Source organism: Enterobacter sp. FW301-JW81, from assembly GCF_058788735.1.
The window spans coordinates 281,027-295,575 of the sequence record NZ_JBYTBA010000005.1 but is presented as its reverse complement, the minus strand read 5'-3'; the positions used below and the strand labels follow the sequence as shown (position 1 = coordinate 295,575).

Genomic DNA, 14,549 nt, shown 5'->3' with positions numbered 1-14,549 from the left:
AACATATGCGTATGAGTCTAACCCACTATTTAACCCTCTCGCAGCCTGCACAATAAGGTGACAGATCTGCGTATAGCAGAAAAGGAAATATGTTATTAATGAAATAATTGGGCACTCCATCATTGCATTAATGAAGCCCTCTGTAAAAAATAGTGATTAACAAAGCCACCCTCTTACTAGGGTAAGAACCTGTATCACCATGCTTCATCTTCAGGAATTATTTTTCCAATAAAACTTTCAAAATTTGGCTCAAGATAGATCTCCTCCTGGTTTTCCAAATCACAAAAATATACTGCGCCATCATTTATCCCAACACAATAGGGGAACCCACCTCCATCAATTGCGAATGGTATAAAATTTTCTGCAAGAATTTTTTTGTTAATTACTAAATCCTTATAGTAATCATCAACAGTTAATATGCCCGATCTTTTAGTATGTAATATAGGTAAGAAATATTTTATATCATTCTCGTAGTGTTCGCTTTGATAAACACGACGACCTTCGTCCAGTATGCCACCATTACTTATAAGCCATAAAGATTTTAAGGCATTAGAAAAAGTTACGCCCAGCGAAACTTCGATCTTGCCTAGCTCATCAGCAGATACAGCAGGGGAAGAATCTATAAGTTTAATCATCATTTCTCTCCTATTGACAATGTTTAGGAATACGACCTCTCAGCCATCCTTGACTATGAGATATTTTTATAGCTTCAGGAGAACCATACTTCACTCCAAAATGTTTTTCGAACTGAGATACAGACCCCTTATGTGGGAAAGATGCTTTGTGCGCCTCAGTCGTGACCAACTGCATAGTTGACTTACCTGTTTTTGGATCAAAATCATCAAGATGATGCCATGTATATTCGCTTGCATCAGCTTCACTTATGCCTGCAAGTTTGTAGGCTTCTGTGAAATCCCGCCCCCTTGATCCTTGAAGGGTAATTTCAACGATATTTCGTTGTGTCCCAGTAACAGGATAAGGTGATGGGCTTCCACTAAAGTCAACGCCGCTCAATGCCAGACCCATAGGGTCTATCCATAACAGAGAGTTAGGGGCATAGTTATATAAATTTAAGTTTCCACCAGCTAGCCCAATCGGGTCCTGCACATTAAACCGCCCGACCTGCGGGTCGTAGTAGCGGAACAGGTTATAGTGCAGCCCCGTTTCCCCATCAGCGTACTGCCCGGCATAGCGAAGCGGTTGGTGTGCCATCGCCGAGCGATTCACAAGCCGTGAGAACCCTTCGCTCTGGTGGCGTACCTCGCCAAAGCTGCCGTACTGGCCGCTCCAGCGCACCGCGCCGCGCTCGTCTGTCACTTCAAGCGGCGCACCGTTCAGGTCGGTGTTGAACCAGTAAATGTCACAGCTGCTTTGGTCATGAAGATGATCCCCTGTGCCTGCGCGATCTAGGTTTCATTCACGTCGTAAATATAAGTACGGCATAGCCCGGTATCCTGCAGCAGGCGGTAGTCCTGCCACAGGAATGGGTCTACCCGATCGGATAGACATAATTAAATTTTATAAAAATGCTGTTTCGCTACTACCGATTTTCTTCACTTCAAGCCCTTTAAATTTGATGCCAATCCCATGTTCCTCATCTAAATTGGTCGAGAACATGAACCCAAATTCATTGTCCTCATCTGGGGAAAGATAAACTTTCAGCAAAATCAAGTCTTTTGCATCCGCACCATAAATATGCTTGCTATATGCCTGGGTTTCAGTTGCGATTTTCTCGGAAAAATCTTTCTGTTTCTTAATAAGAAAATCGATGTCTTTTTTGATTTTTTCATCGACCGAATCAGATTCAAGGTTTATGCACTGGACGAGAGAAGGACCAAATACCGATAATACTAAATCTACTGAAACACCTTCATCGTCTTCATAAAAATCCAGTTCAAGTGACATTGCGCCCCCTATTTTATTTGCAACTCAATGATTTGGCGGTTTTCTTAGCTTCAACAGACTCGTACTTAACCCCGTGATATTTTTTCGAATTGACTTATAGAACCTCAATGCGGGAAAGACACATCGAAGTGCAGTAATTTTGACTCTAATGGAGCATTAACCATCTGCGGATTAAAAGAAGAGCCGGTAATGATTATTTTCCAACCGGCCACTTACAATACAGAAGTTATTTTCTTGAGAATGGAAAAAGGCATTCCCTAAAAGAACTTTCCTTCACTGCACTTTGAAATTCTCGACCATTTTCAAGTTCTAATTTATCTAATTTAGCCAAAACAAATCTTTCGTTCCCAGCATGACCTTTATTATAAAAATCAATAGATTGCTGCCCTAAATCATCAATCTCTATTAGTTTAGAAAAAATAGAGTTAATCAGAGGACTGCCTGCGTACATGACAGATTCAGTTTCCTCACAGGAAAATTTTAAATACATAATCGCTTTTTTCAAGGCGACTACCTCACCTTGACTTAAAGTCAATTTTTTTTCTTGGTTATCAGCCACACCTATCTCCTCTAGACTTTATTTCCTCCTGATTAGCTTTCTACATTTTTCATAAGGCATTTTAGACTAAAAAAATTATGCAGGTCAGCTACAAGGCCCCATTCAGGTAGTGTTGAACCAGTAAATTTCACCTTTGTTCTGATCAGGAAGATGTTCTACCCTCGCCAGCAGGCTTCAAGTTTCGTTTGGATCGTAAATAAACACAAAGCATTTGCTATATTTAATAAATAAAAAACAAAACCCAGTAAAACTCTATTTAATTAACTGGGTTTAAAAATCATTTAAAACAGTTTACTCACTGAGGTATTTCATCAGGAGCCCAAACTGATCTTTCCCATTTTATATTACCATTCCTTAAAGTTTCCTTTATGAAATCTTCAAAATTGGAATTAAAATAGTCATCAGATGTTATCATTATTTCAAGGCTATAGTTTTCATCGCATAAAAATTCACTTAACCTATCTTCTTTATCTATAAGCGTTACAGTAAAACCATCACACTCAGCTTTAGCGATATAACGCCCCTCATCATCCTCGCAAACTAGTGTTCGTTCAAACACCTGCTCTAACTTTGTAAGCAGCTCTTTAAATGATAAATTTTCAAGCAATACAAAGCTTAACCATCGTTTATGTATACTCATTTTCTCCTAGTTACAGCCGACTTTGTGCTGAACATCACCACGCCTTGCAATGTCGCTTAACTCATGGCTCTTAAAAATTCTGAAACCGAAAGGTTCTTCTCTTAAACCAGGTAGGGTAGAATGTAATTCACTATCTATAGACGCTTCTATTTCGGTCATTCCTGCAATTTTCGATGCATCACGGCGTCTGTTACTAAATACAAGTTCATTAGCTAAATAATCCGATTGAATAAAAGCATCCACATCAAAATTATTGAAATTTATAGGTCTAAAAATATTAGGATCATGTGCTTTACTTATGCCGCTTGCTATACTTCCTCGGTAACCAATAGTTGCATTAGGGTCAACCACTCTGGTAAACGCTCACGAAGAGCAGCATAAATTTGCTATTGAACGCTATTTAAATTTGTTAATCCTAACGGATCAATCCACCCCGACGGATTCGGCACATACTGATAAAGAATCATCTTTCCGTTAACCCAATCGGATCCTGCTCAATAAACCACACAATCTGCGGCTCGTAGTAGAGGATAGATTATTAATTATATCCTTGTTTGTGGTTCAAGAAAGGATTATATCATATCAAAGCTGGACGAATCTCTCACCCGGCCTTCATTCTTTTTAGCTTAAACAGTTTATTACTAGCGAGTCTAACTCTATCCATGCATCCTCTAATTTAAAAGCCAAATCTGGTTTGTTTTCCACTTTATCAAAACTAGCATACGCATTTCTTATCATTTGAGGTATTGTATATAAATACAAAGCTAATTCTTTATCTATGGACCCATTATTTTTCAATAGGTTAGCAAGTTTCTCTAAACCAGAAACCAAGTCATTATACTGCTCATCATTGAAAATCATATTAATCCTAACGTTATTAACAAAATCATTTTCAATTATTTTTTTCTTTACATCACTTAACATAAATGACCTATTAAAATATTATGGTTTCGTGGGATGCCTCACCAAAATTAAAACTTTCTGATGCGCCGCATCAGCATTTCGAGTAAGCAGTGTTTGTAAATTCTCTGCTGATGCCTGGCTTCTGGTGGAGGAAATCCAAGAGTCACGCGAATGCGGAGCACCTGCAACATGTTAGGCTGGTGTTATTTTATGCTAACGTGTTGTTATTATTGTTTTTTAGCCGCTCACATACTCTCTCGTTTTCAGGCGTCACCGCTCTTATGACAGTATTACCATTACATAACCTCCACGGAGCAAACCATCCCAGCGGATTCAGCGCATACTGATAAAGATTCCATCCACCATTCAACCCAATCGGATCCTGCACGATATACAGTCTATCCGAGGAGCGTAGTAGTTATATTAAACTTAATAGGTAAAACAAGCCGGAAATTAAAAAGTACTTCCCGGCGTTTTAGTTAGAATGGAAAAATACAGTTATTAAATGTATGCAAACAATCGTTTCTTGAGATACTCAATAAAATTATCAGCATAGGGTTGAACATTCTCCCCTAATGATACATATATTTTTTCCATTTCATTTGCATCAAAAAAGAACTCTTCGCCAAAATCCGTATTCGATACAACAACTCTTCCTTTTTTTAAATTATCATTTGCTATAGTATTTTGATATACTATATCTCCACCTACCGCCTCATCAAAAGGCAGGCAGTAAATACTATAAATTTCCTCACCACAGATATCTCCGCCACCATAATTGTTTAAAAACCACTTATAGCTAGCAGGAAAAGTCACTGATAATGCTTTTTCGGCAGCATCGATCCAGTCACTTCCTGGAGAATCTTCAGACGTTCCCATGTTGATTAAATCAGAATGTTTATCAAAAAGCTCTACTAATTCTTCTCTGCTCATAGGAAATCACTCGCTCTGTTTGTCCAATATTGTTTACGCCATGTATCAAATACAGATCTATCTATACCAGATGGGATTGTGTTTGGATTTATGTGTATTATTCCATGGTTAGTTTTATGGAATGTTTGACTCATCTCCGCAATTGGGCCATCTTGAGTTTGTAACATATGATGTAAATTAACTGCATTTCCATCATATCCAACAGGTGCACGGCCTGTAGCCATTCGCTCTACGTTCGTTCCCCTGAAAACTTTTCCTTTTTCACGCCAAGTTGTCATCAATTCAGGATCAAATAAATCATCCCGCTGATAAACTTTATTTCCGTTAAATTCTATTGGTTCATTTTTCCAAAACTTCCTGTTTTGCCCAGAAGAATTACAAGCAGCAAGACCCAGCGGATCAATCCACCCCAACGGATTCGGCGCATACTGATAAAGGTTCCACCCGCCATTCAGCCCAATCGGGTCCTGCACAATAAAACGCCCGACCTGCGGGTCGTAGTAGCGGAACAGGTTATAGTGCAACCCCGTTTCACCGTCAGCGTACTGCCCGGCATAGCGAAGCGGCTGGTGAGCCATCGCCGAGCGATTCACAAGCCGTGAGAACCCTTCGCTCTGATGGCGTACCTCGCCAAAGCTGCCGTACTGGCCGCTCCAGCGCACCGCGCCGCGCTCGTCGGTCACTTCCAGCGGCGCGCCGTTCAGGTCGGTATTGAACCAGTAAATCTCACCGCTGCTCTGGTCACGAAGATGATCCACCCGCGCCAGCGGGCTCCAGGCTTCATTCGGGTCGTAAACATAGGTGCTGCACAGCCCGCTCGCCTGCTGCTCCTGCAGCAGGCGGTAGCCCTGCCACAGGAAGCGGGTGTTGGTAGTGCCGTGCGTCGTGGTGACGATTTTGCGCGTGCGGCGGCCCAGCGCGTCGTAGTGATAGCGCGCCTCAAACCGCCCTTCCGGCCCGGTTCCCCGGGCGAACACCAGACGGTTCTCGGCGTCATACGCATAATGCTGTTCATACAGCCCGTTGCGGCGGCTGACCAGGTTGCCCCAGTGGTCGTATTTCATAAATAGCGCCTGCCAGTGCTGCAGGCGGTTATCCGTGACCGGTACCGGATCGTCATTGGCGGCGAGATTATCCGCGGCGTCGTAGCTGAACTGCGCGCGGCTGTGCCCCTGGCGGGCCTCGTAGTGCTTCAGCAGACGCCCTTCGGCGTCGTAGCCGTAGTCCACCTCACCACGCAGGGTGTCACTGACGCCGGAGAGCTCACCGCGCGCGGTGTAGCGGTACAGGCGTTCCAGTAGCGCCTGCTCCGGCAGGGTCACGTCCGTGCTCACTTCGCTGCGCTGCAGGGTGCGTCTGCCGAGGCTGTCATACTGGCGGAACTGCTCGCGCGCGCCCTGGGTGCGGCGCACCTCGCGGTGCAGGCGGTCGCGGGTGAACTCGGTCACCAGCTGCTGCCCGAAGCGGATGGCGCTCACGTGGCCGGAGCCGTAGTGCAGCCAGGCCAGCTTTTGCTCGCCGGGCAGCGTCAGGCCGGTCAGGTTGCTCAGGGCATCCCATTCGTAGCCCACCTCGCCGTTAATGCCGGACTCGCTCAGCACGCGTCCGGCGGCATCGTGGCGGTAAGCGATCTCATCACTTTCGATACCCAGGGCAACGCCTTCGGCGGTTGGCGTGCGGCGGATGCGGGTGATCTGGCCGCTCAGGTCGCGGAAGTAGCGGTACTCCGCGTGGCGCTGAGTGCGCCCGATCAGCAACCCGCTGTCGTCATAGCTGAACTGCTGGACGCGACGGGCGATTCCGCCGTCAGCGGCAGGCCGTCCGTTTTCTTCGAGCGCGCAGAGGAACCCTCGCGCGTCCCATTCCATATGGCGCACGGTCTCGTCCGGGCGCGTTTCGCTGAGCGGGCGGCCCACTGCGTCGTAGGTGAAGCGGTATTCCGCTCCGTTGCCGTTATCGAGTCGCAGCAGGTTACCGCGCGGGTCGTAGCGCCACTGGCGCACGCGGCCAATACGGTCGGTAAGGCTGACCGGGAGGCCGAGCGCGTTATAGGCCCAGCTCACCTCGCTTTCCAGCGGGTCGCGCCAGCCCGTGAGCTGGCCGCGTTCGTTCCACACCAGCGACTCGCGGCTGCCGTCCGGATGGATCACGACGCTCAGCAGCCCGGCACGGCTCCACTCCCGCCGCGTGATATTCCCTTCTGCATCTTCGCTGGCAATCAGTTGCCCCAAGCGGTCGTAGGTGAAGCGGGTGACGCTGCCGGAGCAGTCGGTGCGCTGCGTCAGCAGCCCCTGGTGGTTCCAGACCAGACGCACCACGCCGCCGATGGCGTCGGTAATGCTCTCCGGCAGGTTTTCTTCATCATCGGGATAGTGATACGCGGTGGTGCTACCGGCCGGATCCGTTTCCGACAGCAGGCGACCGCGAAGGTCGTACATGGCCTGCGTTGAAGTGCCGTCCGGGTACACCGTGCGGGTGATGCGGTCGGTCAGGCGATGCCAGTGATACTCCGTGCGGCGGCCCGCCGGGTCCGTCTCGCTGGTCATGCGGCCGTATTTGTCCCACGTGCTGCGGCGCATCGCGCCGCCGGGCAGGATGACGTCGCAGAGCTCGCCGTCGCGGTAAACAAACGTCGTCTGGCGGCCGTCGTAATCCGTGAAGCGCGCGACGTTGTCGTCGTCATCCACCAGCCAGTGCGCCTGCGCGCCGTCTTCACGGGTCGCGCGGCGGGTGCCGTTATCAAAATCGTATTCGAACGTCAGCTGTTCGCCGCCGCTGTGGCGGAAGCCGACCACGCGCGGCAGGCCGTCAATCTCCCGCCAGCGGTATTCGCTCAGCAGGCCGTTGGCGTCCTCGTGGGCGCTCATCAGCCCGTCCTGCCAGCTGAAGCGTCGGCGCACGCTACCGCCCCGGCCGGTCACGGAGACCAGCTGGCGCTGTTCATCATAAGCGTAACTGACCAGGCAGATCTCGTCATCCAGCCAGGCGCCGAGGAGCCTGTCACGGTCGTAGCGGCAGACCACGCGCTGGCCCGCGCTGTCGGTCAGGGCATGCAGGGTATTATCCGCATTCCACTCGAAGAGGATATCGTTGCCGCACGGTTCAGAGATGCGCTGGAGCAGCGACGGGGCATCATCCTTAAGCGGCGCATAGTGCCAGCGCTCGCCGCTGACGTCATACACCGACCAGCTGTCGTCCTGGTGATGTTCAAGCCAGTTTTTTTCACTTTCGCAATAGGTGCGCAGCCCTTTCGGGACCTTCGGGAAGGCGACGTAATCGCCGGACGGTGCGCGCCACACCAGGCCGTCCTGATACGGCTCCAGGCGGCTTTCCCAGAACAGGCTCCAGCCGCGGCCCAGCACGCTGTCGCCGGGGTTGCCGCTGCGCCAGTAGCGCTGCCAGCGCACCGGAAGACGGGAAGGCAGGACGAAGTCCAGCTCATCATCCCCGCTGAGAAACTTCTGTCCGCTGACGATATCCACTGGGCGGGCGATGATCCCCGCTGCCGCCACGCCGGTCATCAGCGTGCCGGCGCGACAGGCGATACGGGCCAGCTTGTTGATGCCGGGGATTTTGCCCAGCAGCTTTGAGAGCGCTCCAACTTTGCCAGCGGCACCGCCCCACCCGCCGAGCAGGCCGGCGAACAGCAGGGTTAGATCGGAGACTTTGTAGAGCCACTCGGGCACTTCAGACTGAATGGGCAGGGTTTGCTGCGGGTCGCCGCCGATAATGACGTTGTCCGAACCGGTCATCACCTTCGCGTCGCAGGTGGTGCGATCCCCGATGCGGGAGGCAGGCTGGCTGTTAATGGAGACGCGCTTAGAGCCTTCGGCCATCTGCTGCGAGCCGTCGTCAGAACAGTCGACGGTGCTATCGGTGGCAAGCGCGGCGGGTTTACCGTTGATAAACACGTTGGGCGAGCCGGAGGTGATGACGCCTTTCTTCGTCATGCTGGATGCCCCGGCGTCCGCGATGCTGTCCCGGGCGGCGGTTGCCAGCTCCCCGGTGTAATACCCCACGGCCAGGCTGGCGCCGACGAGCAGGACGCCCACGCCAAGGCAGGATGCGCCGAGGCCCGCAATAAACATGGCCCCCGCCAGAATGCCCCCGGCGGCGGCAATCAGGCCACCGACAATCGTTCCGGCAATCATCCCGGCCAGCGCACCGGAGTGGCCGATATCATCACCAACGCGTGCTGCTTCAAACATAACAACGGTCCCTGAAGTTAATGGTGGAAGCGGAAGCTCCTGAGAAGATCGCCAAACAGCGCGCCGTCGGCATCGCCCAGCGCGCGGGTGCAGGTCATGGTGAACACCAGAATGTTATCGCCGTCGACGTTAAACACGGCCTGCTGCTGCCAGATGCGTTTCCCGTCGCGCAGGTAGCTGGCATGGACGGTTTCACCCTGTGAAAGGCCGTCGCCCAGCGTCGCGGCGCTGCGCTCACCCTGCTTCCAGCCCTTGATGTGTTTTGCCATCAGGGCGAGCTGGCGATCGATATACGCGGCAAGCGCTTCGCCGGGGTTGAGGGCATCGCGGGAGATGTTGAACGCCGGCGCATCCGCCGCGGGCGGCGCGAATACGTTGACGGTACGATCCTGATAACCCTCAGGAACGTTGATCAGTCCTTCACTGAAAAGGCACTGCGAATGTTGTTCTGACATTGAGCGGGTCCCACCACATATTTTCAGAAGCGGTAAGTTTCGCATATGTGTTTAAGGCTGACTATCCCCAGATTATTGCCCCACCGACACGCTCGCCGACAGGCCAGCCACCAGTTCAATCCCCTGCGGCAGCGTGTCGATATGAATGCGCACCGGCACGCGCTGCGCCAGCCGCACCCAGCTGAAGGTAGGCTCGACGTCGGGCAGACCCAGCCCGCCCGTCTCATCATTGCTGTCCCCAATCCCATGCCCAATGCTCTCCACGTGACCCGTGATGACAGGCTCATACCCCATCAGCACAACCTGCGCGGCATCCCCGACGTGAATTTGGCGCAGCCTGGTCTCCTCAAAGTATCCCACCACCCAGAAGCTGTGGGCATCGACGATGGCAACCTTTGTTTCCCCCGCCGTCGCGTAGTCTCCGGGGCGAAGCCGCAGGTGCGTGACGTACCCCGAAACCGGCGCACGGACGGTGGCGTGCGCCAGATTAAGCTCAGCCAGATCCAGCGCGGCCAGCGCACCGTGATAGTTGGCCGCCGCGACGTTCGCCGCGCTGCCGGTTTGCTGCAAATCCTCGCTGGAGATGGCGTTTTTAATCAGCGTGCGTCGCCGGGCCGCATCCTGGCGCATCAGCATCTCATGGCGTTTCGACTCCACGTCAGCCTGCGCGCTGGTCACCGCCAGCTTAAGCCAGCGCGGATCGATGGTGTAGAGCACATCGCCCCGGTTCACCCACTGATTGTCCCGCACGGCCACGCTGATGACCGGCCCGGAGACGTCCGGCGCAATCTGCACCACGTCCGCACGCACGCGGCCGTCGCGGGTCCACGGCGTTTGCGCATAGTGTTTCCACAGCATAAACGCCAGAAGCGTGGCCGCCGCGACGACGCTTAACGTCAGCGCATAGCGAGCCAGTAAAGAGAGCAGTGATTTCATGACAATAACCCCAACGCGGTCAGGCCCTGCATCAGCAGGAAAAAGGTGACAATCCAGGTAGAAACGTCCAGCAGTGGGCGACACGGCAGGTGCCGGTAGAGCCTGCTGAGAGAAAAAAGCGCGACGAGGCCCAGCGTGCAGACCAGCGCCGCCAGGGCGACCATCAGCAGCCCCGGAATAAAAACGCCGCCGATATTGAGATCGTTAACCATGGTCTGGCTCCCGTAATGCACAGTGCAGATCCACCAGCCTGAAGACAAACTGGCGCGTATGTTCATCTGCCGCAGGCAGGTGCCGCTCGATGATGTCGGCGATGCGTTCGCGCAAGTGGCTGCGGTCTGCGGTAGCGATCTGATGAAAAAGCCCGGCGACCTCCCTGCCGGGCGGTGTTTCATCGTGGCGTAAATGCATAACCGAAAGCCCCAGACGCAGCGCGTGCAGCAGCCGATCGAGCGCCTGCTCTGGCGCATGTTCGCTGCGCTGCAGGCGCGGCAGCAGCAGAGCGGTGCGGTCCATCATCAGGTTGATCCAGTGCGTTTCATCCACCCGCAGCGTGCCCTTCACGCTGCGGCGAATGTCGCGCTGGCACAGGTTCAGCAGGCGCGCGATGGCGGCGTCCGCCTGCACGGTTTGCAGCAGGCTCATACTGACGACGGCAAAGCCGGTGGCGGCAAAGAGCGCAATGGCGGTGTTGGCCGCGACGGCGAAGTCTCCGCTGTAGCGCGCGCCCAGCTCGCACAGAATGGGCAGCGTCAGGGTGATCCCCATCGCCATAAACGTGGTGGGCGGACGCGCCTGAAGCGACCCGGCCAGCAGATACGCCGGGGCAAGCACCGCCACCAGCACCGGGAAATCGCTCACCTGCGGCAGCAGCGCAAAGCTGTAGAGCAGGCTTATCAGCACGCCCCAGGACGAGCCAACGATGTACTTCACAATGTGCGGCGCCGGGGTATCGAAGCTGCCAAACAGCGTGCAGCAGACGCCGAGTATTGACACCGCCGCTGCGCCATCCGGCCACGCAGAGAAGATCCATACCAGGCAGCCGCTCAGGATAATGGCGAAAGCCCCCAGCGCCGTCCGTGCGGCGGTAAGAGGATCGCGGTGGAAAACGTAGCCTTTTGCCGCGCGAGTGGGTACCTCCCCGAAGACCGGCTTCGCGTGGCGGATGGCCCCGGAAAGGCGCTCGCACTGCTGCAGAAGAGCGATGGCCTCCGAGAGGTAGCGGATAAAACTGACCTGCAGCGCGTCGTCAAACGTCTGCGCCTGCGCGGCATACCGATCGATGAGAAGCGCACAGCGGAGCCGCAGCGCCTCTGCCGTGCTGCTGGCACCAGCGCCTTCAGCGGTGAGCCAGACCTGAACGTCGCCCAGCAGCGTTTGCACGTCGGCGGGCAAGGTTCCGATCGCTGGCAGACGATCGTGTAGTTCACAGTTGACGATAACGAGCCGCGCCAGCCGGTCGTGAATCGCTTTTCTGGCCTGCCGCACCGGGGCTGAGAGGGCAAAATCGTACGGAATATGGTGGCTGATGCCCTGCAGGAACTGCAGCGCCAGGGCCAGATGCAGCGGGCCGGAAGCCGCATCGTGTTTGCCCGCTAAGGTATCCGCCACCCGCCCGCGCGCGGCCCGTAGCGTCTGAGATAGCTTAGCGTTGAACTGGCCCGATACCCGCGCGGGCAGCACGTAGCGGTGGATCAGCGCCGCGCAGAAAATCCCAATCGCGATCTCCTGCACGCGGACAATAGCGACGTTAAAGATGCCGCCGGGATCGGACACCGCAGGAAAGCCAATCAGGCTCGCGGTGTAGCCTGCCAGCACGAAGGCGTACGCCCGGGGCGTGCGCTCCAGCAGGGAGAGCCACAGGCAGAACGCGATCCAGCCCGTCAGCACTACGCTGCACAGGATCGGCGTATTCGCGAAGGTGGGCACAATCAGAACGGTCGCGCTGGCCCCGACAACCGTACCGGCCAGCCGGTAGAGGCTTCTGCTGAGCGATGCCCCCACCGACGTCTGCGATACGATGTAAACCGTAATAATCGCCCATGAGGGACGCTCGAGGCCGATCGACAGCGCGATGTAATACGCGAGCATCGCCGCGGCAAAACTCTTCGCGGCGTAGATCAGCGCCCCCGCGTCGTTTCGCAGAGTGGGATGAGAGAAAATGTTTTTCATGCCGGGATTATTACCGGCTTGCAGACCCGCTTAAATACTCTATTCTGTCAAAAAATACCTAAAAGTTGCCAGAATCGTGATACCCCAACTTGCCCATACGCTGTATGACCCTGACTCTAGCGCCTCGCCTGCCGTGGCGCGTCATCTGGACTTCGTGGACTACGCCGCGGAAGTGCCGGTACACACCCACCGCAAGGGGCAGCTGATTATTGCCCGCTACGGCGCGGTCAGCTGCTATGCGCAAAACGATATCTGGATCGTGCCGCCGGACTGCGCCGTCTGGATCCCGGGCGGGATCCCGCACAGCGCGAAAGCGACATGGAACGCGCACCTGAACTATCTGTTTATTGAGCCCGGCGCGGCGGCGCTGCCGGAGAAGTGTTGCACGCTGGCGATCTCGCCGTTGATTAAGGAGCTGGTGGACCGACTGACGCATGAGGGCGTTGATTATCCTCCCGACGGCCACGTCGCCAGGCTGACCCGGGTGACGCTGGACGAGCTCGCCAGCATGCCGCAGCAGAAGCTGAGCCTGCCGGTCTCAGCCGATCCGAAAATTCGCGCCATGGCCGACGCGCTGGTCAGCCATCCTGAGGACAGAAGCACCCTGAAGGCGTGGGCGAAGCGGCTGGCCCTCAGCGAACGCTCGTTTGCCCGCCTGATGCTGCGCGAGACTGGGCTGAGCTTCGGGCGGTGGCGCCAGCAGCTGCATTTGATTATTGCCCTGCGGGAGCTGGCAAGCGGCGTGCCCGTCCAGAACGTGGCGACAGCGCTCGGGTACGAATCCGTGAATGCGTTTATCACCATGTTCAGAAAAGCGATGGGCAGCACGCCCGCGCATTACTTTGCCGAACGGAAAAACAGTGGCCGTTAGCCTGGCCCCTCGCTCCCCGCCGCCAGCAGCGGCACCACCACGTCGCTGATGGGCACCGCAATACCGTGTTTGCGGCCGTAGCGCTGGATCACGCCGTTGCGGATATCCCACTCCATCGGGCGATCGGCCTGACGGTCGGCAAGAATCGAGGTACCCAGGTCCTCAGGTGCGCGCTGGAAGTTCGCCAGAATCTCCTGGGCCACAGCATCGTCCAGCTTCGCCCCTTCGGCGCGGGCGACGGCAAGCCCCTCGCGCAGATAGGCTAGCGAAAGTTCGCTGACATCCTCACGCCTGAACATCCCGGCGCGGCGGTTGGCCAGCACCATCAGCCCGGCCACCGCGTTTTGCAGCAGCTTGCGCCAGGCGACGCTCGCGAAATCTTCCGAGAGCTCAACCGCGCAGCGCGAATCGCGAAGCGCCTCCACTACCCGCTGCGCCTGCGGCACGTCCGGCAGCGTCAGGCGCGGTTTGGCGCGCAGCCATACGGAGGCATCCGGCTCGCGCTGCGCCGGGAACCAGACCACCGACGGCAGCACCGTCGCGCCGTTGACCCACGGCTCCAGCTGGGCTTTCTGCTCAACGCCGTTTTGCAGGGCGCAGACCACGGTGTTTTCATCGCACAGCGCGCGCAGCCACCCGGCGCTGTCGGCATTTTGCGTCGTTTTTACCGCCACAAATACCAGATCGACAGGGCGCGTGATGACGGCCGGATCGGTCAATACCGGACCCGGCACCACCGTTTCACCCTCGTCGTCGCGTAAACGTAGTTCAGGATGCGCGGTGCGTCCGCACAGCAGCGGCGTGCGGCCCGCGTCGTGCAGCACTGCGGCAATGGTGGTACCAATTGCGCCAGGCCCAATCAGCGCAATCACTGGATTGTCAGACATGGTTAACTCCCCTTTTCGCTAAGCCTGCTAACAGTTATACCACCCTGTAAAGTGAGCGCCACGTCGTTGTCTATACTCAA

The 14,549-nt window shown here is 54.6% G+C and carries 14 protein-coding genes and 1 pseudogene; 1 reads left to right on the top strand and 14 read right to left on the bottom strand.

What is annotated here, in order from left to right; all coding sequences use genetic code 11:
• Positions 1-194: 194 nt before the first annotated feature.
• From AC3WOK_RS17075 to AC3WOK_RS17015, 13 genes and pseudogenes are all read right to left on the bottom strand, one after another.
• Complete coding sequence (locus tag AC3WOK_RS17075; RefSeq protein WP_063429393.1) at positions 195-638, bottom strand: SMI1/KNR4 family protein; 444 nt, start codon at positions 636-638, stop codon at positions 195-197.
• A 7-nt stretch (positions 639-645) separates the two neighbouring features.
• Positions 646-1,484 (bottom strand): annotated as a pseudogene (locus AC3WOK_RS17070) (RHS repeat-associated core domain-containing protein); the annotation flags it as partial.
• Between the two features lie 34 nt (positions 1,485-1,518).
• Entirely contained in the window at positions 1,519-1,905 is a 387-nt protein-coding gene (locus tag AC3WOK_RS17065) for a hypothetical protein (protein WP_063429395.1), read from the bottom strand.
• 226 nt (positions 1,906-2,131) lie between these two features.
• Positions 2,132-2,464, bottom strand: a complete 333-nt coding sequence (locus tag AC3WOK_RS17060) for a hypothetical protein (RefSeq protein WP_042716942.1) — start codon at positions 2,462-2,464, stop codon at positions 2,132-2,134.
• Between the two features lie 295 nt (positions 2,465-2,759).
• Complete coding sequence (locus tag AC3WOK_RS17055; RefSeq protein ID WP_063429397.1) at positions 2,760-3,104, bottom strand: hypothetical protein; 345 nt, start codon at positions 3,102-3,104, stop codon at positions 2,760-2,762.
• Between the two features lie 6 nt (positions 3,105-3,110).
• Entirely contained in the window at positions 3,111-3,455 is a 345-nt protein-coding gene (locus AC3WOK_RS17050) for a hypothetical protein (protein ID WP_207527907.1), read from the bottom strand.
• Positions 3,456-3,725: 270 nt separating this feature from the next.
• The gene (locus tag AC3WOK_RS17045; RefSeq protein ID WP_063429399.1) at positions 3,726-4,028 is read right to left on the bottom strand and encodes a hypothetical protein; all 303 of its coding nucleotides are present in this window, start codon (positions 4,026-4,028) and stop codon (positions 3,726-3,728) included.
• A gap of 480 nt (positions 4,029-4,508) precedes the next feature.
• Complete coding sequence (locus tag AC3WOK_RS17040; protein WP_010428339.1) at positions 4,509-4,940, bottom strand: SMI1/KNR4 family protein; 432 nt, start codon at positions 4,938-4,940, stop codon at positions 4,509-4,511.
• Positions 4,937-9,148, bottom strand: coding sequence for an RHS repeat-associated core domain-containing protein (locus AC3WOK_RS17035; protein ID WP_492354853.1), 4,212 nt, complete (start codon positions 9,146-9,148; stop codon positions 4,937-4,939). Before AC3WOK_RS17035 ends, AC3WOK_RS17040 begins: the two co-directional genes overlap by 4 nt.
• 17 nt (positions 9,149-9,165) lie before the next feature.
• Complete coding sequence (locus AC3WOK_RS17030) at positions 9,166-9,603, bottom strand: DcrB-related protein (protein ID WP_047347183.1); 438 nt, start codon at positions 9,601-9,603, stop codon at positions 9,166-9,168.
• Positions 9,604-9,675: 72 nt separating this feature from the next.
• Positions 9,676-10,539 (bottom strand): efflux RND transporter periplasmic adaptor subunit, encoded by an 864-nt coding sequence (locus AC3WOK_RS17025; RefSeq protein ID WP_492354852.1) that lies wholly within the window; start codon positions 10,537-10,539, stop codon positions 9,676-9,678.
• On the bottom strand, positions 10,536-10,751 hold the full coding sequence (locus AC3WOK_RS17020) for a DUF1656 domain-containing protein (RefSeq protein ID WP_042716963.1): 216 nt from the start codon (positions 10,749-10,751) through the stop codon (positions 10,536-10,538). The genes AC3WOK_RS17025 and AC3WOK_RS17020 overlap by 4 nt, the downstream gene beginning before the upstream one ends.
• Positions 10,744-12,711: an FUSC family protein gene (locus tag AC3WOK_RS17015; protein ID WP_492354851.1), complete on the bottom strand. Its 1,968-nt coding sequence runs from the start codon at positions 12,709-12,711 to the stop codon at positions 10,744-10,746. The genes AC3WOK_RS17020 and AC3WOK_RS17015 overlap by 8 nt, the downstream gene beginning before the upstream one ends.
• A gap of 76 nt (positions 12,712-12,787) precedes the next feature.
• Between AC3WOK_RS17015 and AC3WOK_RS17010 the strand changes: the two genes are divergently transcribed.
• Positions 12,788-13,582, top strand: a complete 795-nt coding sequence (locus tag AC3WOK_RS17010; RefSeq protein WP_492354850.1) for an AraC family transcriptional regulator — start codon at positions 12,788-12,790, stop codon at positions 13,580-13,582.
• Here AC3WOK_RS17010 and AC3WOK_RS17005 read toward each other — a convergent pair.
• Positions 13,579-14,469, bottom strand: coding sequence for an oxidoreductase (locus AC3WOK_RS17005; RefSeq protein ID WP_059312584.1), 891 nt, complete (start codon positions 14,467-14,469; stop codon positions 13,579-13,581). The two genes, AC3WOK_RS17010 and AC3WOK_RS17005, sit on opposite strands and share 4 nt — an antisense overlap.
• Positions 14,470-14,549: the final 80 nt, after the last annotated feature.

Excerpts from the sequence above, each read along its gene's own strand:
- AC3WOK_RS17075 (WP_063429393.1), bottom strand. The coding sequence starts at position 638 with ATGATGATTAAACTTATAGATTCTTCCCCTGCTGTATCTGCTGATGAG.
- AC3WOK_RS17065 (WP_063429395.1), bottom strand. The coding sequence starts at position 1,905 with ATGTCACTTGAACTGGATTTTTATGAAGACGATGAAGGTGTTTCAGTA.
- AC3WOK_RS17055 (WP_063429397.1), bottom strand. The coding sequence starts at position 3,104 with ATGAGTATACATAAACGATGGTTAAGCTTTGTATTGCTTGAAAATTTA.
- AC3WOK_RS17045 (WP_063429399.1), bottom strand. The coding sequence starts at position 4,028 with ATGTTAAGTGATGTAAAGAAAAAAATAATTGAAAATGATTTTGTTAAT.
- AC3WOK_RS17040 (WP_010428339.1), bottom strand. The coding sequence starts at position 4,940 with ATGAGCAGAGAAGAATTAGTAGAGCTTTTTGATAAACATTCTGATTTA.
- AC3WOK_RS17035 (WP_492354853.1), bottom strand. The coding sequence starts at position 9,148 with ATGTTTGAAGCAGCACGCGTTGGTGATGATATCGGCCACTCCGGTGCG.
- AC3WOK_RS17030 (WP_047347183.1), bottom strand. The coding sequence starts at position 9,603 with ATGTCAGAACAACATTCGCAGTGCCTTTTCAGTGAAGGACTGATCAAC.
- AC3WOK_RS17025 (WP_492354852.1), bottom strand. The coding sequence starts at position 10,539 with ATGAAATCACTGCTCTCTTTACTGGCTCGCTATGCGCTGACGTTAAGC.
- AC3WOK_RS17020 (WP_042716963.1), bottom strand. The coding sequence starts at position 10,751 with ATGGTTAACGATCTCAATATCGGCGGCGTTTTTATTCCGGGGCTGCTG.
- AC3WOK_RS17015 (WP_492354851.1), bottom strand. The coding sequence starts at position 12,711 with ATGAAAAACATTTTCTCTCATCCCACTCTGCGAAACGACGCGGGGGCG.
- AC3WOK_RS17005 (WP_059312584.1), bottom strand. The coding sequence starts at position 14,469 with ATGTCTGACAATCCAGTGATTGCGCTGATTGGGCCTGGCGCAATTGGT.